Origin of the sequence: Duganella sp. FT27W, from assembly GCF_009295655.1 — a bacterium.
Taxonomy (GTDB): Bacteria; Pseudomonadota; Gammaproteobacteria; order Burkholderiales; family Burkholderiaceae_D; genus Rugamonas; species Rugamonas zoogloeoides.
Genome location: NZ_WHIV01000004.1, coordinates 1,102,603 through 1,121,220 on the forward strand (window position 1 = coordinate 1,102,603; position 18,618 = coordinate 1,121,220).

Below are 18,618 nucleotides of genomic sequence, written 5' to 3' on the forward strand. Positions count from 1 at the left end.
TTGTGCCGTAGCGTTGGCATGGGTGCGCGAAGTGTCATTGGCACCAAAAACTGACGGGCTGTCATACCCGATTTTGCATTTTTTTCTGCTTTAAGCGAGACCAACATGAAACGTACTTACCAACCATCCGTTGTGCGCCGTAAGCGCACCCACGGCTTCCGCGCACGCATGGCTACCCGTGGCGGCCGCCAAGTGCTGAACGCGCGTCGCGCCAAAGGCCGCAAGCGTCTGGCTGTATAAGCCAGCTGCTTGTTAGCTGATCGCGTGGAAAGCTGTATTTCAAGCGGCTCGACAGGCGAAGGTTCACACGACTTCGCGCGCGTTCGGCGTATCGTTAAAACGGATGAATTTTCATCCGTTTTTCGTTTGCGCCCTACACAAAAAAGCGCGCACTTCGTGCTCTACACCTGTCCGAACAACCTGCCGCATGCGCGGCTGGGCGTCGTGGCGGCCAAGCGCTTCGCGCCGCGCGCTGTCACCCGCAACACCATCAAGCGCATTACACGCGAGCTGTTCCGTACTACCGGTTTGCCCGCCATCGATTGCGTGGTGCGCTTGTCGCGTCCGGTCAATAGCAAGGATGGGCCGGCCACCACCGCCAAGCTCAAGGCCGAGCTGCGCGTGGAGCTGACGCGGCTGTTCTCGGCGCAAGCCCGGATCGGCCGGCCGCCAGCAGTGGCCGCATCGCCCGGTGCAGCGCAGGCCTTGCCTTCGGCAACGCCGCCCCCACCTTAGCCCACCATGACCCGTCTGCTTCGTTTCCTGCTGCGCGCTTACCAGTTGGCCATCAGTCCACTGCTGGGGCCGCGTTGCCGCTTTTACCCGAGTTGCTCGAGTTACGCGTTGGAAGCGCTGCAGATGCACGGCGCCGCCAGGGGCAGCCTGCTGGCTGCCAAGCGCGTGTGCCGCTGTCATCCCTGGAACGAGGGTGGCTTCGATCCGGTGCCACCGCCGGCCGACCCGAAATCTTCTTCATCGACCGCTTGCGGTTGCAACCACTCCTGATAAGTACCTAATGGATATCAATAAACGTACCATTTTGTGGATCGTCTTCGCCGTGTCACTGGTCGTTCTGTGGAACAACTGGATGGTGTCGACCGGCCAGCCGTCCATGTTCGCACCGCAACCGCCGGCCAAGACCGCGCCGGTTGCCGACGCGAAAAAATCCGAGTCTGCCACCGCCGCCGCCACTGCGGGCGCCTTGCCCGGCGCTGCCGCAGCGGCAGCTGTCGAAGGCGCCGCTGCGCCATTCAAGAGCGAGCTCATCACCATCACCACCGACGTGGTCCGTGCCGACATCGACACCCAGGGTGGCGTGATCCGTCGCCTGGAACTGCTGAACTACAAAGAGAACAGCCATCCAGGCTGGTTCAACGGCTGCTTCGGCTGGTTCAAATGGTGCCAGCCTGGTGACAACGGCAAGAACGTCGTGCTGTTCGACATCGACTCGAGCACCAACAAGACCTACCTCGGTCAGACCGGGCTGATCAACGCCCCTGGCGCGCCTAACCACACCAGCCCGTTCGTCGCCAAGCCTGGCGCACGCATGCTCAACGACGGCAACCAGGTGCAACTGGTGCTGGAATCGGAATCGGGCGGCGTCAAGCTGACCAAGACCTTCACCTTCAAGCGCGGCGATTACGTCGTTGACGTGCGGCACGACGTCACCAATACCGGTACCGCGCCTGTCAATCCGACCCTGTACATGCGTTTGGTCCACGACGGCAACAAGCCGGCCACCGATTCGTTCTTCAGCAGCAGCTACACCGGTCCGACCATGTACACGGCCGAGAACAAGTACGAGAAGCTGAAATTCGACACGCTGGAAAAAGAGGCCAAGGAAGCCGAGAAGACCGGCAAGCCGATGGTGCAAGACCACGTGACCCACGCCGACAACGGCTGGATCGCCATTTCGCAGCACTTCTTCGTCTCGGCGTTCATCCCGCAAGACAAGCAGATGCACGAGATCGCCACCGAGAAGATCAGCACCAACCTGTACGGTATCGGCGTCAAGCAGCCGCTCGGTACGCTGGCGCCTGGCGCCACCATCAGCAACAACGCGCGCCTGTACTCGGGTCCGCAGATCTCGAAACTGCTGGAACCGGTCTCGCCAGGCCTGGAACTGGTCAAGGACTACGGCTGGCTGGCCATCATCGCCAAGCCGATGTTCTGGGTCATGGAACACATCCACGCCGTGCTCGGCAACTGGGGCTGGACCATCATCGCCTTTACCATCCTGATCAAGCTGCTGTTCTTCCCGCTGTCCGCAGCCGGTTACAAGAGCATGGCCAAGATCAAGCTGGTCACGCCGAAAATCCAGGCCATCCGCGAACGCTACAAGGGTGACCCGGCCAAGATGAACCAGGCCACCATGGAGCTGTACAAGACCGAGAAGATCAACCCGCTGGGCGGCTGCCTGCCGATCCTGATCCAGATGCCGGTGTTCATCTCGCTGTACTACGTGCTGCAAGCGGCCGTGGAAGTGCGCGGCGCGCCGTGGATCGGCTGGATCACCGACCTGTCGCAACATGACCCGTTCGGCATCCTGCCGGTGCTGTACGCGATTTCGATGTTCATTACCACCAAGCTGAACCCGGCGCCTGCCGATCCGATGCAAGCGAAGATCATGCTGTTCATGCCGCTGGTGTTCTCGGTGATGTTCTTCGTGTTCCCGTCCGGCCTGGTGCTGTACTGGGTGGTGAATAACGTGCTGTCGATTGCCCAGCAGTGGGTAATCACCAAGAAGTATTCGGTGCCGGAACCTGCCAAGGCTTAACTTCCGTCACCTGGAAAAACCCGCGTTGATCGCGGGTTTTTTTTTAATCCTCTACAATTGAGACCATGAACCTCGACTCTTCCCCCATCGCCGCCATCGCCACCGCACCGGGACGCGGCGGCATCGGCGTGGTGCGCGCCTCCGGCAAGAACCTGCAACCGCTGATCGCCGCGCTGTTCGGCGCCACCACCTTGCAACCGCGCCACGCCACCTATATCCCCTTCAAGCAGGCTGACGGCGCCATCATCGACCAGGGCATCGCCATCTGGTTCCGTGGCCCGCATTCGTACACCGGGGAAGACGTGCTGGAGCTGCAAGGCCACGGCGGCCCCATCGTACTGCAGATGCTGCTGGCGCGCGTGCTCGAAGCGGGCGCCGAACTGGGCCTGCGCCTGGCCGAGCCCGGCGAATTCACGCGCCGCGCCTACCTCAACGACAAGCTCGACCTGGCGCAGGCCGAGGCCGTGGCCGACCTGATCGATGCTTCCACGGAAGCGGCCGCCAAGTCGGCGTCGCAGTCGCTGTCGGGCGCGTTCTCGCGCACGGTCAACGACCTGGTCGGCGGCGTCACCAACCTGCGCATGCTGGTGGAAGCCACCCTGGACTTCCCCGAAGAAGAAATCGATTTTCTGGAAAAATCGGATGCGCGCGGCCAGCTGGCCGGCATCGTCACCGCCCTGGAAACCGTATTCCGCCAGGCCGCCCAAGGTGCGCTGCTGCGCGAGGGCTTGAACGTGGTGCTGGTCGGCCAGCCCAACGTCGGTAAATCGTCGCTATTGAACGCGCTGGCCGGCAACGAGGTCGCCATCGTCACCCCGATCGCCGGCACCACGCGCGACAAGGTGACCGAAACCATCCAGATCGAAGGCATTCCGCTCAACATCATCGACACGGCCGGCATCCGCAACGACGACGAGGCGGTGGACGTGGTCGAGCGCATCGGCATCGAGCGTACCTGGGGCGAAGTGGGCAAGGCGGACGTAATTCTGCATTTACTGGACGCCGCGCATGGCCCCACCCGCGCCGACGAAGATATCGTCGCGGCCTTCCCGGAAGGCGTGCCGGTGCTGCGCATCTGGAACAAGATCGATTTATCGGGCCACAAGCCGGGCGCGGACGTGATGCCGGACGCCACCCACGTGTACCTGTCGGCCAACGAAAAAACCGGCATCGACCTGCTGCGCGCCGAACTGCTGCGCATCGCCGGCTGGCAGCAGACCGGCGAGTCGCTGTACCTGGCGCGCGAACGCCACCTGATCGCCCTGAAAAACGCCGGCGCCCACCTGGCCCGCGCCGGTGAACACGCGGCCCAGAACGACCAGTCGCTCGACCTGTTTGCCGAAGAACTGCGCCTGGCACAGGTGCAACTGTCGAGCATCACCGGCGAGTTTTCGTCCGATGATTTGCTGGGGGTGATTTTTGGGCGGTTCTGTATCGGGAAGTAAAATCAATACGGCGCGCCGTTGATCCCCAGCCGCACTTGCCACACTGCGCCCGCGCCGGTAATGAACAGGGTTTTGCCGTCAGGCCCGCCAAATGCCGCGTTGGTCACGTTGGCATCGACGTGGATGGTGGCGATTTGCTTGCCGGCCGGGGTGACCACGCGCAAGCGTTGATCGGCGTGTTCCGTCACGTAGAGATTGCCCTGGCAGTCCACGGCCATGCCATCAGGGATGCCCAGTCCTTTGACCAGGTCGCGTCCCTGTTGCGGCTTGCCGTTGACAATCGGGTACGCGCGCAGCACGCCCTGTTTGTCTTCCATGCCGTTCACGTACAGCACGTCGCCGGCGGGTGACAGCGAGACGCCATTCGGATTGACCAGGCCATCTTCCACCACCGTCACCGCACCATCGGGTGCCACGCGATACACGCGGGTTTTATCCTGGCCGCCCGGTGCGGCGTCGCGCTGGAAGGCGGGGTCGCTGAAGTAGATGGTGCCGTCGGCGGCGATCGCCAGGTCGTTGGGGGAATTGAAAACCTGGCCCTGATATTTGCCGGCCACGTCGCTGCGCTTGCCGTCCAGGGTGAAGCGGGACACGCTTTTGTACTTATGGGTACCGGCCACGATATTACCCTGGCCATCCACCGCCAGGCCATTGCTGCCGCTGTCGGCAATCGCGGTGCTGACCTTGCCGCTGGCGTCGAGCTTGAGAATGCGCGACGGGAAACCGGGACCGAACGTGAAATGCGAGAAGTACAGCGCATCGCCAATCCACACCGGCCCTTCGTACAGCCCCTGGCCCGCGCCGCTTACGTTGGCAGCCTGGACGCGTGTGGCAGTCAACTCGCCGGTAGGCGCGGTGCCCTGGCAAGTGGCCGGTGCGGCCATGGCGGCAGAGGTCGAGAGAGCTGTGGCAAGGCTGAGGATGAGATAGCGTAACTTCATGGGCATGATCCTGTTGTAGTACGTTGGCAACTATCATTTCCAACGTTTTCATTAAAAAATTTTTCTTTCCTATGAGGGCGGCAATTTTGACCCCGTGCGGCCAATTTTTGCCCTGGCGGCCTGTATAACCGCCGCCACTATCCTGCTATGATTTACCGGTCGCACTCTGCCTGAATTTGCATCACCTTGCGCATTGTCATGAGTGGAAATATTCCACTAAAGTAATCTTGCTAGCCTGAGCACTGCCTGATTGGGAGGGATCGTGGAACCGACACAAGACAGCGTACCGGACGACGGCACGGGTGCCAGCGCCACCGCGTCAGCGCCTCAAGCAGCGCTGCGCACGCGGCAAGCTTTGCCGCCCAAGGGCGCGTGCTGGTATTGCGACAGGCCGCTCGACAATGTGCGCCGCTTCTGCGACAAGGAGTGCGCCGACGCCTTCGACGAAGAAAAGGAATTTACGCGCTGAGCTTGCCCTTTGCTCCTTCCAGCACCGCCAGCGCCCCTTCGAAATCGAACTGGTGCGCCGCTTCCGTTACCTCCTGAAATACTTCCACGCCCAGCCCGGCCGCCAGCACACTGGCCGAACGCTCCAGCACGTCGATGGCGGCGCCGTCGCCTTCCTCCAGCAGCCGCGCCAGGTGTTGCACCAGCATGCCGGTTTCGGGCGCGCCGCCGGCAGCTATGGCGCTCGCAGCCGCTACTGCAGGCGCGGCAGGCGCCGCTTCCAGTTCCGCATCGATGGCCACCATCAGCGCGCGCAGCGCCTGTTCCAGTTGCACCAGCGGGCCGATGCATTGCGTGGGCGGGCCGGCAAACAGCGGTTCGAGCGCCATCGACAGCAGGTAAAGTTGTTGCGCGCCGATCATGCCGGCCGCGCCCTTGAGGGTGTGGACGGTGCGCTGGGCCGAGACGGCGTCGCCGGCGAGCAGCTCGTTGCGGGCTTGCTCGGCGCTGTCCTGGTAGCGTTGGCGGAACCGGCGCAGGATTTGCCGGTACAGGTCGTGGTCACCCATCAGTTGCTGCAGGCCGGTCTCGACCTCCAGCACCGCGACTGCGGGAACGTTGGTGGTTGGCATATCAGCGGGTGGTAAAAGACCAGTCCTGCGCCACCGCCATGCCGTGCACCGCGCCGCGGAAGCTGACATCGTAGGTCGTGTTGCTGCGCAGTACAGTGAGCGGCACGATGGCAGCTACCGTGCTACCGGTGGCTGCATCGCTGGCGTGGCTGAGCAGGCGGGTGGTCAGCACCGCGCCGCCGCGCGGGGCCACAGTAAAGCTCTGCACGGTCAGGTTGCCAGAACGTCCACTGTCGGCATGAACGCTGATCGGATAGCCGACCTCGTTCTGGTCGGGCACGGGATCAGGCTCTTCCCGGTCGCTGAAGAAATTGGTGGGCACGGCGGTCTGGCCGGCAACCGGATAGACGGCGATCTTGCCCGCACCCAGGCCCGAGCCCAGGCCACTGTTAGCGGCCACGTCAGCTGTGAAATACGTGTAGGTACCGTTGGCGGTCACCGCGCCGGTGCCGATTTCCTTGAACACAGGCTCGAAGATCACAAAGCGGTGATATATGGCCGCAATCAGTTCGTCCGCGTGATAATGGCCCGAGGTATTGCTGGCGGCCGAGATGACTTCGCCGACAGCCCAGCGACCGCCGAGCGTGTAGCCGGCCGCCGCCAGGCGGTTGGTGAGCTTGATGCCGGTAAACCCGGGCTGGCCGGTAACCTGGTCATGCGAGATGGTGTTATTAAGGCGCAGATATTGCGAATGCCCCAGTGCCGCTGTGTCGATGGTGGTATTACGCGTCAGCGCGGACAGCCCCAGCATTGCGCGCCGGTAGTTGAACCAGTTGAAGCCGTCGGTAGCGGTATTCCCCGTGAGCGCCGGGGCGTTGGAGGGGACCGTAGGCGTGGTCGGAGTGCCGGTCTGTTCGGGCGGGGTGACCACGACCGCGCCGGGGGAGCTGCTCTCGCCACCGCCGCCGCCACCGCAGCCGGCCAGCAGCGCGGCAAACACGGCTGCCGCCAGCAGGGTGGGGGATGCAGACAACGACGGGCGACGGGTGGTACGCATGGCTTCTACTCCTGAAGTAGGTCCGTTCGATGCGGACCTTGACCGCCGATTCTAAGCCAGATTTCCCACGTGAAGCACGCAATTGGCGCGTGCAGTGAACGCCAGCCCGCGTGCCGGGTGCCGGACCTGGTAACGACAATGGTAAGCTTGCGCCTGACCCGCCGCTTGCCGGCATTTTCGGATTGCCAGTTGAAACCTACCAATCAAGCGCGCATGCGCCGCGCCAAATTTGCCCTGCCCAGCATGGTGACCCTGATGTCGATCGCCTGCGGCTTCGGCAGCATCGTCATTTCCGTCGATAACGCCCTGGTGGGCGACCCGTCCGATTACTGGCTGGCGGCCGTGCTACTGGTGCTGGCCGGCGTATTCGACGCGCTCGACGGCTTCGTGGCGCGCGCCACCAATACCCAGTCCGAGTTCGGCATGCAGCTCGACTCGATCGCCGACGTGATGAACTTCGGTTGCGCGCCGGGGCTGTTGCTGTACTGCTACGGCTTCGTGCACGTGGGCCTGGACTCGGAAACCCTGCTGCGCGCCGGCGGCATCGCCAGCTTCTTCTTTGTCGCGTGCGGGGCCTTGCGGCTGGCGCGCTTCAATGTCAGCGTGGGCCGTACCGATCCGCGCTATTTCGTCGGCATGCCGATCACCGCCGGCGCCGCCTGCGTGGCGGCCGTGGTGGTGGCCTGGCCCGAACGGCCGACGACCATCCTGCACGCGGCGGGGATCGTGGCGCTGCTGTTCGTGGTGGGCAGTTTGATGGTGTCCACGGTGCGCTTCCCGAGCTCGAAGCAGAAAATGAGCGCGGGCCTGGTCGTGGCGTTGCTGATCAACGTGGGCTTGCTGGTGTGGTTGAAGGCCAGTTATTTCGTGCTGTTCTTCCTGGTGTACATCGTCGGCACGCTGGCGCTCAACCTGGCGTGGCGCACCGGCTGGACCGGTATCGCGCCGCCGGTCATCTACCAGGACGAGGACGTGCTTTAGGGCCTCGATAGCCTGCGGCGCGTCCCTGAACTCAAGCGACCTCGTGTCCGCGCGCGGCGCGCAGGATATCGAACCACTGCGTGCGCGACAGGCTGAACTGCGTAGCCTGCACCGCTTCCGCAATGGCGGCAATGCGGCCCGAGCCGGTGAGGCCGATCGGGCGGCTTGGCAGCTGCATGATCCACGCGAACACTACGCTGGAAAACGGCTGTTGCAGCGCGTCGGCCACTTCGGCGATCTTGGCGCGCACGCGCTGCGCGGCCGGTTCGTCGCTGCTGAACAGACGGCCGCCGGCCAATGGCGACCAGATCATCGGCGCCACGCCCAGGTCTTGCAGGCCGTCGAAGGTCTCGTCGAACATCGGCGCCAGGCACAGCGGCGAAAACTCGACCTGGTTGGTGGCCAGCGCAATGCGGCGGTTGAGCGACTCGAACTGGTGGCGCGAAAAATTCGATACGCCAAAATGCCTGACCTTGCCATCCTGGCGCAGCCGCGCAAACGCGCCGGCGATCTCGTCAAAATCCATCAGCGGGTCGGGACGGTGGATCAGCAGCAGGTCGAGGTGGTCGGTGCCCAGCTGGCGCAGCGAGTGCTCGGCCGAGGCGATGATGTGGCTGGCGCTGGTGTCATAGTGCTGGATGGTGTGGTCCGGGCGCGCCGGGCTGATCAGCTTGATGCCGCACTTGCTCACCAGTTGCATCTGGTCGCGCAGCGAGGGTTTGATGGCCAGCGCTGCGCCGAAGGTGGCCTCGACCTCGTAGCCGCCGTAGATGTCGGCGTGGTCGAAGCTGGTCACGCCCAGTTCCAGGCATTGTTCGATCAGGGTCAGGCGCTGCTGCGGCGACATGCCCCATTCATTCATGCGCCACATGCCGGCCACGATGCGCGACAGGGACAGGCCGTTGGGGCTGGTGGTGATGGCAGGACAGGTGTGGCTCATAAAGTCTTTCCAATAGATGCATAAAAAAGCCCGCTTGCGCGGGCTGTACGGTGCTAAGCGACGATTACTTCATCCACAGGCGGATCGAATCCCAGGCGCGGCCGAAGATCGACGCTTCTTCCACGGTTTCCAGCGCGACCACTGGCAAGTCCAGCAGCGGCTTGCCATCGACCATCATCTTCAGCGAACCGACGCGACTGTTCTGTGCCAGCGGCGCGACCAGCGGGTCTTTGCGCTCGAGCACAGGTTTGAGCTTGGCTGCGACGCCCTTCGGCACCGTGACCAGCACGTCGTTGGTGAAGCCGATCTTGACTTCGCTCTTCGAGCCTTTCCAGATTTCCGGCGTGGCAATCGCCTGGCCTTTCGAGTACAGCTTGACGGTATCGAAGTTCTGGAAGCCCCAGTTGAGCAGCTTCTGGCTCTCTTGCGTGCGGGTGGAATCGGAATTGGTGCCCAGCACCACGGTGATCAGGCGGCGTTCGCCGGTGCCGTTCGGACGGCGCGCCGAGGCGATCATGCAGTAGCCGGCCGCTTCGGTGTGGCCGGTCTTCATGCCGTCCACGGTCGGGTCCAGCCACAGCAGGCGGTTGCGGTTTTGCTGGGTGATCTTGTTGTACGTAAAACTCTTGACCGAATCGATCTTGTAGAACTCGGGGAAGTCGAGGATCACGCGCTTGGCCAGCACCGACAGGTCTTGCGCGGTGGAGTAATTGTCCGGGCTTGGCAGGCCGTGCGGGTTGGCAAAGCGGGTGGACTTGAGGCCCATGCGCTCGGCTTCCTTGTTCATCATCACTACGAAAGCGGACTCGTCGCCAGCGACTGCCTCGGCCAGCGCCACGGCAGCATCGTTACCCGATTGAATCATCAAACCGTGCAGCAGGTCGCTGATGCTGACCGGCGTGGCCGGATCGATGAACATCTTCGAGCTGCTCGAATCGACTTTCCAGGCGCGGGTGGACACGTTGACCATCTGGTTCAGCGTGACCTTCTTGTCGCGCAGCGCGCCAAAGACTACGTACGCGGTCATGATCTTGGTGAGCGAAGCGGGTTCGATGCGCAGGTTCGGGTCTTGCGAGGCGATGATCTGGCCGCTGGTCGCGTCCAGCAACAGCCACGATTTGGCGGCAATGGTCGGTGGCGGCAGGGTTTGGGCCACAGCGGCGGACAGCATCAGCACACTGGTGGCCAGTGCCGCGATAAATTTTTTCATGGGCGTGTTCGGTGTAGAGTTAAAAAAAGCAGCGGACATTATAAAAGCTTAGTCCGCCGTGGTTCCGTCCGTTTCCAAGTCGGCAACATCGCCAGGGCGGCGCCACAGCTGGGTGACCCAGCCCTTGATATGGTGCAGCTTGCGGTGGAAGAAATGGTCGGCGCCGGGTATCACCAGCACCGGGATGTCTTGCGGACGCACCCATTCGAGCACGTCCACCAGCGGGATCGTGTCGTCGTTTTCGCCGTGAATCAGGATGGTGTCTGCCGGAATGTCGGCCATCTGCCATTTCTTGGCGGCAGCGCCGACCAGCACCAGGCGCTCGGCCGGCGTGCCGGCAGCTGCCAGGCGCTGGCCCAGCTGCGATTGCACGTAGGTGCCAAACGAAAAGCCGGACAACGCGACGGGCAGGCCGGGGAATTTTTCCACCATCCAGCCGTGGACTTGCGCCATGTCGTCGGTTTCGCCCTGGCCGTGATCGTGCACGCCTTCGGATGCGCCCACGCCCCGGAAGTTAATCCGCGCCACCACGTAGCCGAGCTTGACGAAGGTGCGCATCAGCGTGACGGCGACCTTGTTGTCCATGGTGCCGCCGAACAGCGGGTGCGGGTGGGCCACCAGGGCGATGCCGCGCGGCGCGCCTTCCGGGTGGTCGAGTACGCCTTCGATGTTGCCGGCGGCGCCGGCCAGGGTGAATTTTTCTACGGTCATGATGTATTCGTTAATCAGATTTTCAGACGGTCGACGACCTTGCCGCCCACGATGTGGCTGTCGATGATTTCATCGATGTCTTCCTTGTCCACGTAGGTGTACCAGGTGCCTTCTGGATAGACCACCAGCACCGGGCCTTCTTCGCAACGGTCGAGGCAGCCGGCCTGGTTGATGCGCACCTTGCCGTGGCCGTTGATGCCCAGTTCCTTGCAGCGTTTCTTGGCGTGCTTTTGCGCGACTTCGGCGCCGTGATCGCCGCAACTGTTGCGGCCGTCATCGCGCTTGTTCATGCAGAAAAAGACGTGGTGCTTGAAATATGGCGTGTCGCTCATGGCTGTATCTCGGGTTGGGCGTAATCCTCTATGATACCCGCCCTTGGCCGGCGGCGTTGAGCTTATGGGATGGCAGCCACAGGAACCAGATCGCAAAGAACGGCCACAGCAGGCTGAGGAATTGCGCGGCACCGTTGAAGTTCAGGAACTTGCCTTGCACCCAGGTTTGCAAAGTCGCCACGAAGTAAGGGTTGGCCGGCGTGGTGTTGATGATCACCAGGGCCAGCAGCAGCGTAATCACCGCCACCCGCCGCTGCGCCGCGTGCGGCGCGAAGCCCAGGCCGGCCAGCATGATGGCGCCGATCAAAAAGCCCCCTTCGGCGCCGGGCGTCATCCACACGAACGCATTCTCGGGCGCAAACAGCAGCGCCGACGCCAGCGCCTTGACCAGGATCGCGCTGGCGATCATGGCCGCGACCAGCAGCGCCCGGGGCGACGGTTTGCGCAGCAGGCACAGCAGCGTCAGCGATGCACCGACCATGCCACAGGCGGTAATGATGGTTTCCGACAGCCAGTACTGCTCCACCGTGAGCACCACGTCCGGGCGGATATAGCTGGCCAGGTCGATCTCGGCATCGGCTGCCCACGACAGCCAGTCCGACAGGATCGGCAGGATCTGGCCCAGGCCGAACAGGAAGTTTTGCGGATAGATCTGCGCCAGCGGCCACAGGGCCAGCAGCACCAGGCCCTGGCTGGCGTGCGGCGCGAACCATGCCTGGCGCAGGCGCTGCAACTGGCTGCGGTCGAGCAGGCGGCGCACGGTCAGCACGCCAATCAGCGCGCCCACCGTGCAGCCGGCGGAGTTGGTCCAGAAGTCGAGGTTGGACGATACCCGCGTGGGTAGAAAAGTCTGCACCGCTTCCATCGTGCCGGACACCAGCACCCCGGCCGTCGCGCCGATCAAGAAGGCGAAGAATTTGCGCACGTGCGGGTACAGCGCGTACACCAGCAAGGTGCCCAGCGGGATGTAGCCGACCACGTTGGTAATGGCGTCGAACTTGGTCCAGTACCGTGGCATGGTATAGGTTTCGAGGAAAATCCACGGCGACAGGCCCTGGTTCTGCCAGCCCGAGAACGGGAACCAGCTGGCGTAAATAATCAGCAGCAGGTAGGCCAGGAAGGCGGCGCGGGCCAGTGGTGACGATTTGCTGGCGGGCGTGGGCAGCGGCTTTGGCGGCTTGGGATTCTTGGCGCGCCGGCCACGCCGGCCAGGCTTGGCGCCTGGCGCTGGCTGGGAAGACGCGGCTGGCAGGGCGCCGGGCGTGGCAGCCGCTGCAAATGTCGCCGCTGTAGCCGCAGCCGTTTGTCCACCCGGGGCGCCTGTGGCGTCGCGTGGCTCGGCGTCTGGCAGCGCAGTCGTGGCAGCAGCGGTTGACGCGGTCGCAGCGGTGGCAGAAGGCACTGCAGGAACCGGAGCCGGAACCGGGACCTCAGCATCAGCTTGCGCCATGGCTGCCGTCGAAGTCGTCGCTGCAGTCGCCAGATCCGGCGTTTTCGCATTAGCGGCCACTGGATCTGGCGGCAATTCAGGCGCGGGCGCTGGCGCCGGCGGTCTCTCCGTCATTATTTTGGCGCTGGCAGGGTTGCCAGCCAGGCCAGGACATCGCCCGACAATGCATCGGCGGCGTCGGCCAGCGCGCGGGCGCCGCCGGCGGCATCTGCCGTGGGGGCGGCCACGCTGCGGGTAAAGCTTTTTTGATCCACCAGCTTGTGGCTCGAGAACACCGAGGCGCGCAGCGTGATGGTGCCGTTGCTGGCGGTGGCGCTGTCGAAATTATGGGCGAAGTCGTCGAGCTCCGTGCGCAGCAGCATGGCGCCTGCCGCCGCATCGGTGGTGGACAGCACTTTTACGCCCGATTGGGCGATGCGCGCCTTCAGGCGCTGCGTCATCAGTTGCAACGGCGTGGCGGTCCACTGGTTGTAGGCGTAGGGCCGCTGCTGGCGCGCATCGGCGTACAGCAGGCGGTAGTGCATGCGTTCCGAATCGAGCGCCGCCGGTCCGGTCATGTCGGCCACGATGATCGGTGCGATGCTGCCGGCGGTGACAGTCGCCGGTTGCGGCAGCGGGCCGAAGTCGAAGTGGGCCTGGGTGGGGCCCTTGCTGGCGCAGGCGCCCAGCAGGACGGCCAGGGCGGCGATGGCAAAACGGTTGCGCAGGGTGGTCATGACGGGTGATCCTTATTTGGCCGGTGCAATCGGTGCAGCAAATCCATCTTCACCTGGCCCGGGCGGAATGCCGGGCGCGCCGAAGATCAGGCTTTGCGGACGATCGTTAATCTTGTTCATGGTGCGGCGCACGGCGCGCATCGAAGCGCGGGTGTCGTCCGACAGCGAATTGACCTGCGGCAGCGTGTCCATCTCCAGGCCGCCCGCCACCGATTCGACGGACGTGGTGATGCGCTCGACCGAATCGCTGACGCGCTGGATCGGGCCATCGGGCGCCTGCAGGCTGGTACTGAGGCGATTGAGGTCGGTGGCCAGCGCGGTGAACGAGTCGAGCGTGCTTTGCGCGTGGTTGGCCAGCGCCGGCAGCCTGGCGATCGTTGGTTCCAGCTTTTCGGGCAGGTCGCGGTACTTGTTGGCGGTGGTGCTCACGTCGGCAAAGGCGGCCAGCATGATCTTCTGGTTCTCGGGGCTGAGCAGGGTATTCAGGCGGCGCGTGACTTCCTCGGTCTGGGTAAGGATTTCGCGGCCGCGCTTTTCCACCTGGTCGAGGAAACCCTGGCGCAGCGGAATGCGGGCCGGGTGGTCGGTATTGGTGGCCAGCAGCGGCGAGCCGGTTTTTTCGTCGTCGAGCGAAATGAAGGCGATGCCGGTCACGCCCTGGTAGCCCAGCGTGGCAAACGTGGTGCGGGTGATCGGCGCGTCGGTATTGATGTTGAGGGTGACCAGGATCTGGCCGGCCATCTGCGGATCGAAGGCGATGCTGCCCACTTTACCGACTTCGAGGCCGCGATAGCGCACCGGCGCCTGCGGGTTCAGGCCTGGCACCGCCTGGGTGGTGGCGATCACGTAGGGCACACGCTCCACGCGGTCCTGGTTGAACCAGATGCCGAACAAAATGGCCGCGATCAGCAAGGTGATCGTAAAAAAGCCGGTGGTCAGTGCATGCGATCGGTTTTCCATCAGGTTTCCTTGTTGGTCTTTTCATCGAGTGCTTCCAGCGCGCGGCGTCCGCGGTCGCCAAGGAAGAACTCCTTGATGAAGGGGTGATCGACCTTGAGCAGGTCCTGCAGCGGCCCGAGGGCGATCACGTGTTTTTCAGCCAGTACGGCAATGCGGGTGGACAGTGCGAACAGCGTGTCCAGGTCGTGCGTGACCATCACCACCGTCAGCCCCAGCTCGCGGTGCAGCGACTTGATCAGCGCCACGAACGCTTCGGACAGGTCGGGATCAAGGCCGGCCGTGGGTTCGTCGAGGAACAGCAGCTTCGGTTCCAGGGCCAGCGCACGCGCCAGCGCCACCCGTTTCACCATGCCGCCCGACAGGTCGGATGGCATCTTGTTCGCCTGTTCCGGGCCCAGGCCCACCATATTCATTTTCAGCAGCACGGCATCGCGCACCAGGTCTTCGGGCAGTACCTTCAGTTCGCGCATCGGCTGGGCGATGTTCTCGAACACCGTCAGCGCCGAGTACAGCGCACCCTGCTGGAACAACATGCCCCAGTGGTTGCGCAACTGCTGCAACTGCTCGGCGGTGATCTCGCTGATATCTTCGCCGAAAACCTTCACGCACCCGCGCGCGGGACGTTCCAGCCCCAGCATCTGGCGCAGCAGCGTGGTCTTGCCGGTGCCGGAGCCACCGACGATGGACATGATCTCGCCCTGTTCGATTTCCAGGTTGAGGTCCTGGTGCACCACGGTACGGCCGTACTTGGTCCACAGGCCGGTGATGTCCACGATCGGCACGCTGCCGTCCAGTGTTAGTTCGCCGGTGCCGGGGCCACAGCTGTTGTCATCTTCAGTCATCAGAACCCCACACCGGAGAAGACGATCGCAAACACGGCGTCGGCCAGGATCACGGCGGTGATCGCGGTGACCACCGAGGTGGTGGTGCCGCGCCCGAGGCTCTCGGTATTGGGCTTGATGCGCAGGCCGAAGTGGCACGATACCAGCGCGATCAGCACGCCGAACACCACGCCCTTGCCGATGCCGATCATGTAGTTGGCCAGCGGGACCGCCTCCGGCAGTTTCAGCAGGAAGTACTGCGGCGACAGGTTCAGCTCTACTTTGGCCGAGATCATGCCGCCGATCAGCGCCACGGTATCGGTCCAGATTACCAAGAGCGGCATGGCAATGGCGAGCGCCAGTACCTTGGGCATGATCAGGCGGAAGCCGTGCGAAATGCCCATCACCAGCATGGCGTCGAGTTCTTCGGTCACGCGCATCACGCCCAGCTGGGCGGTGATCGAGGAGCCGGAGCGGCCCGCGACCAGGATCGCCGCCAGCAGCGGCCCGAGTTCGCGGATGATGCTCATGCCCAGCAGGTTGACCAGGTAGATGTCGCCGCCGAAGTTACGCAGCTGCTGCGCCGACAGGAACGAGAACACCACGCCGATCAAAAAGCCCACCAGCGCGGTGATGCCGAGCGCCTGGAAGCCGGCATGGAAGATATTGGCCGAGATTTCCTTCCACGGCCCGCGCTGCGGTGCGCGGATGAAGCGGCCGAGATCAAGCGTGAGCTGGCCGATCAGGCGGATGAACGCCGTCATGTGCTCGAAGAACAGCATCACCGCGAAGCCGAGCTTCATTACCAGCGTCAGGCGGTGCTGGCGCGTGTTGGGCAGTTCGATCTTGCCGGTGGCTTCGAGGCGGTTGAAGAATTCTTCCTGGCCCGGCGCGAGGTGCAGGTTGGCAGGGCGGGTTTTGCCCCAGGCGTTCCAGAGCAGCTGGGCGCCTATGTGGTCCATGCTGTCGATGGCGCTCAGGTCCCACCGCAGCTGGTCGGCCTTCAGTGACTTGAGCATGCCCGTGATGGTGGCCATGGCCTTGCCCTGTGCCAGTGCATGGACTTGCCAGGTACCGCCCGCCGCGATGGACGGACCGTTGGCGGCACCAGGGGTGAGGGTGAGGGTAGGCTCTTGGGCAGTAGGCATATGTGCCAGTTTAAGGGACTTTCGCCCGGGCCGCCACCTGTGTTCGTCGATGCAAGCGTGCGCCAGCCAGCCCAAAAGACATAGCCGAGCCCCGCACTGCCACCCTCCGGGTTGCGGGGCGGCGGATCAAGCAGCCAGCCTACGGGCCTGCCGCTTGGGCGCCGGTGTCTCCACGGCCTTGGTCTTGGGACCGGCATAATCACTGGCCAGCAGCGCTTCGGCATCAAGCTTGTCCATGCCGCGCACGTGCAGGTATTTGCCCACCATCGCCACCAGCCGTTCGAGCGCAATCCGGTGGGTAGCATCGGTATTGGCGTACAGCCAGTCCGAAAACGCCATGAAGTGCTCGAACGCCGTGTCGCCCAGCAGCACCGGCAGGGTGTTGGTGAAGCGCCCCGAGTTGGCCACCAGGTCCCAGTAGCGGGCAAAACGCACCAGCCGCTGCATGGTCGCAAAGTCGATATCGCGGTTGGCCAGGATGGTGTACGGCGCATACGGATCGAACACCAGGCCGTATTCCTGGGTGTGGCGGATGATCGGTGTGCCGCGCAGGCGTTTCAAAATGCCGAACTGGATCTCGTGCGGATTGAGCGCCCACAGTTTATTAAAGCCCTCGGCAAAGCTCTCCACCGTCTCGCCGGGCAGGCCCGCGATCAAGTCCACGTGCATGTGCGCGTGCGACTGTTCGGTAAGCCAGCGGATATTGTCGGCCGCCTTCTGGTTGTCCTGCTTGCGGCTCACCAGCGTCTGCACCGCCGGATTGAAGCTCTGGATGCCGATCTCGAATTGCAGCGCGCCGTGCGGGAACTTGCTGATGCCCTCCTTAAGGGCGTCGGGCAGGTGGTCGGGCACCAGCTCGAAGTGGGCGTACACCGGATCGTCGGGGTTGGCCTCCAGCTTATCGAGGAAGAACTGCATGATCTTCAGGCTGGTTTTGATATTCAGGTTGAAGGTGCGATCGACGAACTTGAACAGCCGCGCGCCGCGCGCATGGAGCGACTCCATCTCGGCCAGGAACGCATCGAGTGCAAACGGCCAGGCCGTTTTGTCCAGCGCGGACAGGCAAAACTCGCACTTGAACGGGCAGCCGCGCGAGGCTTCGACATACAAGGTGCGGTTCTTGATGTCGTCGTCTGTATATAAAGAGTAGGGCAGCTTGATGTCGGCCATCGGCGGCTGCACGCCCGCATGGGTTTTCATCAGCGGCTTGGGGCCGTTGAGGATCTCGCCGCACAGCTTGGGGAAGGTGACGTCGCCCCAGCCGGTGATCAGGTAGTCGGAGATTTTGACGATCTCCTGCTCGTTCGATTCGTACGACACTTCGGGGCCGCCGAGCACCACGATCACGTGCGGCGCCACGCGCTTGAGCATGGCGATAACCTTGGTGCTTTCTTCGACGTTCCATATATAGATACCGAAACCGACGATCCTGGGCGAGTACGCCAGGATGCGTTCGACAATCTCGGTGGTCTTGGCGCCGATGACGAATTCCTGCAAGCGCGTTTGCTCCTGCAGCTCGCCCATATTTGCCAACAGGTAGCGCAAACCGAGGGAGGCGTGGGTGTAGCGGGCGTTGAGGGTGGTGAGCAGGATGGACATGAGCGCGGCGAAATCGGATAAACCGTTATTTTACCCTTGTCAGCCCCTGCGGCCTTTGCTATGATTTGCCCCCTCGCAGAACACAGCATGCAAATGTTGAAGAAAGCGAGAAAAAAGAAGGTTGACGAAACAAGCTAAACGCTTCATACTCTTTCTTCTTCGCGGCAGACAAAACGATCGACGCGAAACGCAGTACCGAATAAGTTCTTTAAAAATTAACAGTCGATAAGTGTGGACGTTTGATGAAAGTGCACACGACGCTAGTCGTCGTGATACTTAAATTATCAAATGTTCACAAGAAGTAATGAAATAGGCACTATGAAAATAGTGGCCTGTCAGTATTTTGAGTGAGCGACCCCTTAGCAATAAGGGTGCTACGAAAGTAGCAAATAAACAGAGATTAAACTGAAGAGTTTGATCCTGGCTCAGATTGAACGCTGGCGGCATGCCTTACACATGCAAGTCGAACGGCAGCGCGGGGCAACCTGGCGGCGAGTGGCGAACGGGTGAGT

General features: G+C 63.0%; 20 protein-coding genes and 1 rRNA gene. 8 read left to right on the forward strand and 13 right to left on the reverse strand.

What is annotated here, in order from left to right:
- Positions 1-105 precede the first annotated feature (105 nt).
- The 5 genes from rpmH to mnmE all read left to right on the forward strand — a co-directional run bounded on the left by rpmH (position 106) and on the right by mnmE (position 4,221).
- Entirely contained in the window at positions 106-240 is a 135-nt protein-coding gene (rpmH, locus tag F8197_RS21900) for a 50S ribosomal protein L34 (protein ID WP_040378179.1), read from the forward strand.
- A 36-nt stretch (positions 241-276) separates the two neighbouring features.
- Positions 277-735: a ribonuclease P protein component gene (gene rnpA, locus F8197_RS21905; RefSeq protein WP_082488653.1), complete on the forward strand. Its 459-nt coding sequence runs from the start codon at positions 277-279 to the stop codon at positions 733-735.
- Positions 736-741: 6 nt separating this feature from the next.
- Positions 742-1,005 carry a membrane protein insertion efficiency factor YidD gene (gene yidD, locus F8197_RS21910; protein WP_152883573.1) on the forward strand — a complete coding sequence of 88 codons (264 nt, stop codon included), beginning with the start codon at positions 742-744 and terminating at the stop codon, positions 1,003-1,005.
- 10 nt (positions 1,006-1,015) lie between these two features.
- The gene (gene yidC / locus F8197_RS21915) at positions 1,016-2,776 is read left to right on the forward strand and encodes a membrane protein insertase YidC (RefSeq protein ID WP_056140090.1); all 1,761 of its coding nucleotides are present in this window, start codon (positions 1,016-1,018) and stop codon (positions 2,774-2,776) included.
- Positions 2,777-2,841: 65 nt separating this feature from the next.
- Complete coding sequence (mnmE, locus tag F8197_RS21920; protein ID WP_152883574.1) at positions 2,842-4,221, forward strand: tRNA uridine-5-carboxymethylaminomethyl(34) synthesis GTPase MnmE; 1,380 nt, start codon at positions 2,842-2,844, stop codon at positions 4,219-4,221.
- Between the two features lie 2 nt (positions 4,222-4,223).
- On the opposite strand, the gene F8197_RS21925 is transcribed toward mnmE, so the two are convergent.
- On the reverse strand, positions 4,224-5,162 hold the full coding sequence (locus F8197_RS21925; RefSeq protein ID WP_227012344.1) for an SMP-30/gluconolactonase/LRE family protein: 939 nt from the start codon (positions 5,160-5,162) through the stop codon (positions 4,224-4,226).
- Positions 5,163-5,424: 262 nt separating this feature from the next.
- On the opposite strand from F8197_RS21925, the gene F8197_RS21930 reads away from it, so the two are divergent.
- Positions 5,425-5,631 carry a hypothetical protein gene (locus F8197_RS21930; protein ID WP_056140083.1) on the forward strand — a complete coding sequence of 69 codons (207 nt, stop codon included), beginning with the start codon at positions 5,425-5,427 and terminating at the stop codon, positions 5,629-5,631.
- On the opposite strand, the gene F8197_RS21935 is transcribed toward F8197_RS21930, so the two are convergent.
- Both F8197_RS21935 and F8197_RS21940 read right to left on the reverse strand, forming a co-directional pair.
- Complete coding sequence (locus F8197_RS21935) at positions 5,621-6,241, reverse strand: Hpt domain-containing protein (protein WP_152883577.1); 621 nt, start codon at positions 6,239-6,241, stop codon at positions 5,621-5,623. The two genes, F8197_RS21930 and F8197_RS21935, sit on opposite strands and share 11 nt — an antisense overlap.
- Before the next feature lies 1 nt (position 6,242).
- Positions 6,243-7,238, reverse strand: coding sequence for a CAP domain-containing protein (locus F8197_RS21940; RefSeq protein WP_152883578.1), 996 nt, complete (start codon positions 7,236-7,238; stop codon positions 6,243-6,245).
- Positions 7,239-7,451: 213 nt separating this feature from the next.
- Between F8197_RS21940 and pssA the strand changes: the two genes are divergently transcribed.
- Positions 7,452-8,219: a CDP-diacylglycerol--serine O-phosphatidyltransferase gene (gene pssA, locus F8197_RS21945; protein WP_019924491.1), complete on the forward strand. Its 768-nt coding sequence runs from the start codon at positions 7,452-7,454 to the stop codon at positions 8,217-8,219.
- A 31-nt stretch (positions 8,220-8,250) separates the two neighbouring features.
- Here pssA and F8197_RS21950 read toward each other — a convergent pair whose 3' ends face one another.
- The 10 genes from F8197_RS21950 to F8197_RS21995 form a co-directional block, all read right to left on the reverse strand.
- Positions 8,251-9,159, reverse strand: coding sequence for an aldo/keto reductase family oxidoreductase (locus F8197_RS21950; RefSeq protein ID WP_152883579.1), 909 nt, complete (start codon positions 9,157-9,159; stop codon positions 8,251-8,253).
- Positions 9,160-9,223: 64 nt separating this feature from the next.
- Positions 9,224-10,369: a D-alanyl-D-alanine carboxypeptidase family protein gene (locus F8197_RS21955; RefSeq protein WP_019924489.1), complete on the reverse strand. Its 1,146-nt coding sequence runs from the start codon at positions 10,367-10,369 to the stop codon at positions 9,224-9,226.
- 48 nt (positions 10,370-10,417) lie between these two features.
- Entirely contained in the window at positions 10,418-11,080 is a 663-nt protein-coding gene (locus tag F8197_RS21960; RefSeq protein ID WP_152883580.1) for an alpha/beta hydrolase, read from the reverse strand.
- Positions 11,081-11,094: 14 nt separating this feature from the next.
- A complete protein-coding gene (locus F8197_RS21965; protein ID WP_019924487.1) occupies positions 11,095-11,412 on the reverse strand; it encodes a ferredoxin in 318 nt (105 codons plus the stop codon).
- Positions 11,413-11,440: 28 nt separating this feature from the next.
- On the reverse strand, positions 11,441-12,577 hold the full coding sequence (locus F8197_RS21970; RefSeq protein WP_040378180.1) for a VanZ family protein: 1,137 nt from the start codon (positions 12,575-12,577) through the stop codon (positions 11,441-11,443).
- A gap of 398 nt (positions 12,578-12,975) precedes the next feature.
- The gene (locus F8197_RS21975; RefSeq protein ID WP_152883581.1) at positions 12,976-13,578 is read right to left on the reverse strand and encodes an ABC-type transport auxiliary lipoprotein family protein; all 603 of its coding nucleotides are present in this window, start codon (positions 13,576-13,578) and stop codon (positions 12,976-12,978) included.
- Positions 13,579-13,590: 12 nt separating this feature from the next.
- Positions 13,591-14,538, reverse strand: coding sequence for an MlaD family protein (locus tag F8197_RS21980; protein ID WP_152883582.1), 948 nt, complete (start codon positions 14,536-14,538; stop codon positions 13,591-13,593).
- A complete protein-coding gene (locus tag F8197_RS21985) occupies positions 14,538-15,380 on the reverse strand; it encodes an ABC transporter ATP-binding protein (RefSeq protein ID WP_152883583.1) in 843 nt (280 codons plus the stop codon). Before F8197_RS21985 ends, F8197_RS21980 begins: the two co-directional genes overlap by 1 nt.
- Positions 15,380-16,507 carry an ABC transporter permease gene (locus F8197_RS21990; protein WP_056140057.1) on the reverse strand — a complete coding sequence of 376 codons (1,128 nt, stop codon included), beginning with the start codon at positions 16,505-16,507 and terminating at the stop codon, positions 15,380-15,382. Before F8197_RS21990 ends, F8197_RS21985 begins: the two co-directional genes overlap by 1 nt.
- 126 nt (positions 16,508-16,633) lie before the next feature.
- Complete coding sequence (locus tag F8197_RS21995; protein ID WP_152883584.1) at positions 16,634-18,106, reverse strand: B12-binding domain-containing radical SAM protein; 1,473 nt, start codon at positions 18,104-18,106, stop codon at positions 16,634-16,636.
- Between the two features lie 402 nt (positions 18,107-18,508).
- Between F8197_RS21995 and F8197_RS22000 the strand changes: the two genes are divergently transcribed.
- A 16S ribosomal RNA gene (locus tag F8197_RS22000) occupies positions 18,509-18,618 on the forward strand; the annotation flags it as partial.

Bases quoted from the DNA above. Each gene is read 5' to 3' on its own strand.
- F8197_RS21985 (WP_152883583.1), bottom strand. From the start codon at position 15,380: ATGACTGAAGATGACAACAGCTGTGGCCCCGGCACCGGCGAACTAACA.
- F8197_RS21965 (WP_019924487.1), bottom strand. From the start codon at position 11,412: ATGAGCGACACGCCATATTTCAAGCACCACGTCTTTTTCTGCATGAAC.
- rpmH (WP_040378179.1), top strand. From the start codon at position 106: ATGAAACGTACTTACCAACCATCCGTTGTGCGCCGTAAGCGCACCCAC.
- F8197_RS21995 (WP_152883584.1), bottom strand. From the start codon at position 18,106: ATGTCCATCCTGCTCACCACCCTCAACGCCCGCTACACCCACGCCTCC.
- F8197_RS21955 (WP_019924489.1), bottom strand. From the start codon at position 10,369: ATGAAAAAATTTATCGCGGCACTGGCCACCAGTGTGCTGATGCTGTCC.
- F8197_RS21990 (WP_056140057.1), bottom strand. From the start codon at position 16,507: ATGCCTACTGCCCAAGAGCCTACCCTCACCCTCACCCCTGGTGCCGCC.
- F8197_RS21980 (WP_152883582.1), bottom strand. From the start codon at position 14,538: ATGGAAAACCGATCGCATGCACTGACCACCGGCTTTTTTACGATCACC.
- F8197_RS21935 (WP_152883577.1), bottom strand. From the start codon at position 6,241: ATGCCAACCACCAACGTTCCCGCAGTCGCGGTGCTGGAGGTCGAGACC.
- F8197_RS21950 (WP_152883579.1), bottom strand. From the start codon at position 9,159: ATGAGCCACACCTGTCCTGCCATCACCACCAGCCCCAACGGCCTGTCC.
- pssA (WP_019924491.1), top strand. From the start codon at position 7,452: ATGCGCCGCGCCAAATTTGCCCTGCCCAGCATGGTGACCCTGATGTCG.
- F8197_RS21960 (WP_152883580.1), bottom strand. From the start codon at position 11,080: ATGACCGTAGAAAAATTCACCCTGGCCGGCGCCGCCGGCAACATCGAA.
- F8197_RS21940 (WP_152883578.1), bottom strand. From the start codon at position 7,238: ATGCGTACCACCCGTCGCCCGTCGTTGTCTGCATCCCCCACCCTGCTG.
- F8197_RS21925 (WP_227012344.1), bottom strand. From the start codon at position 5,162: ATGAAGTTACGCTATCTCATCCTCAGCCTTGCCACAGCTCTCTCGACC.
- yidD (WP_152883573.1), top strand. From the start codon at position 742: ATGACCCGTCTGCTTCGTTTCCTGCTGCGCGCTTACCAGTTGGCCATC.
- mnmE (WP_152883574.1), top strand. From the start codon at position 2,842: ATGAACCTCGACTCTTCCCCCATCGCCGCCATCGCCACCGCACCGGGA.
- F8197_RS21975 (WP_152883581.1), bottom strand. From the start codon at position 13,578: ATGACCACCCTGCGCAACCGTTTTGCCATCGCCGCCCTGGCCGTCCTG.
- yidC (WP_056140090.1), top strand. From the start codon at position 1,016: ATGGATATCAATAAACGTACCATTTTGTGGATCGTCTTCGCCGTGTCA.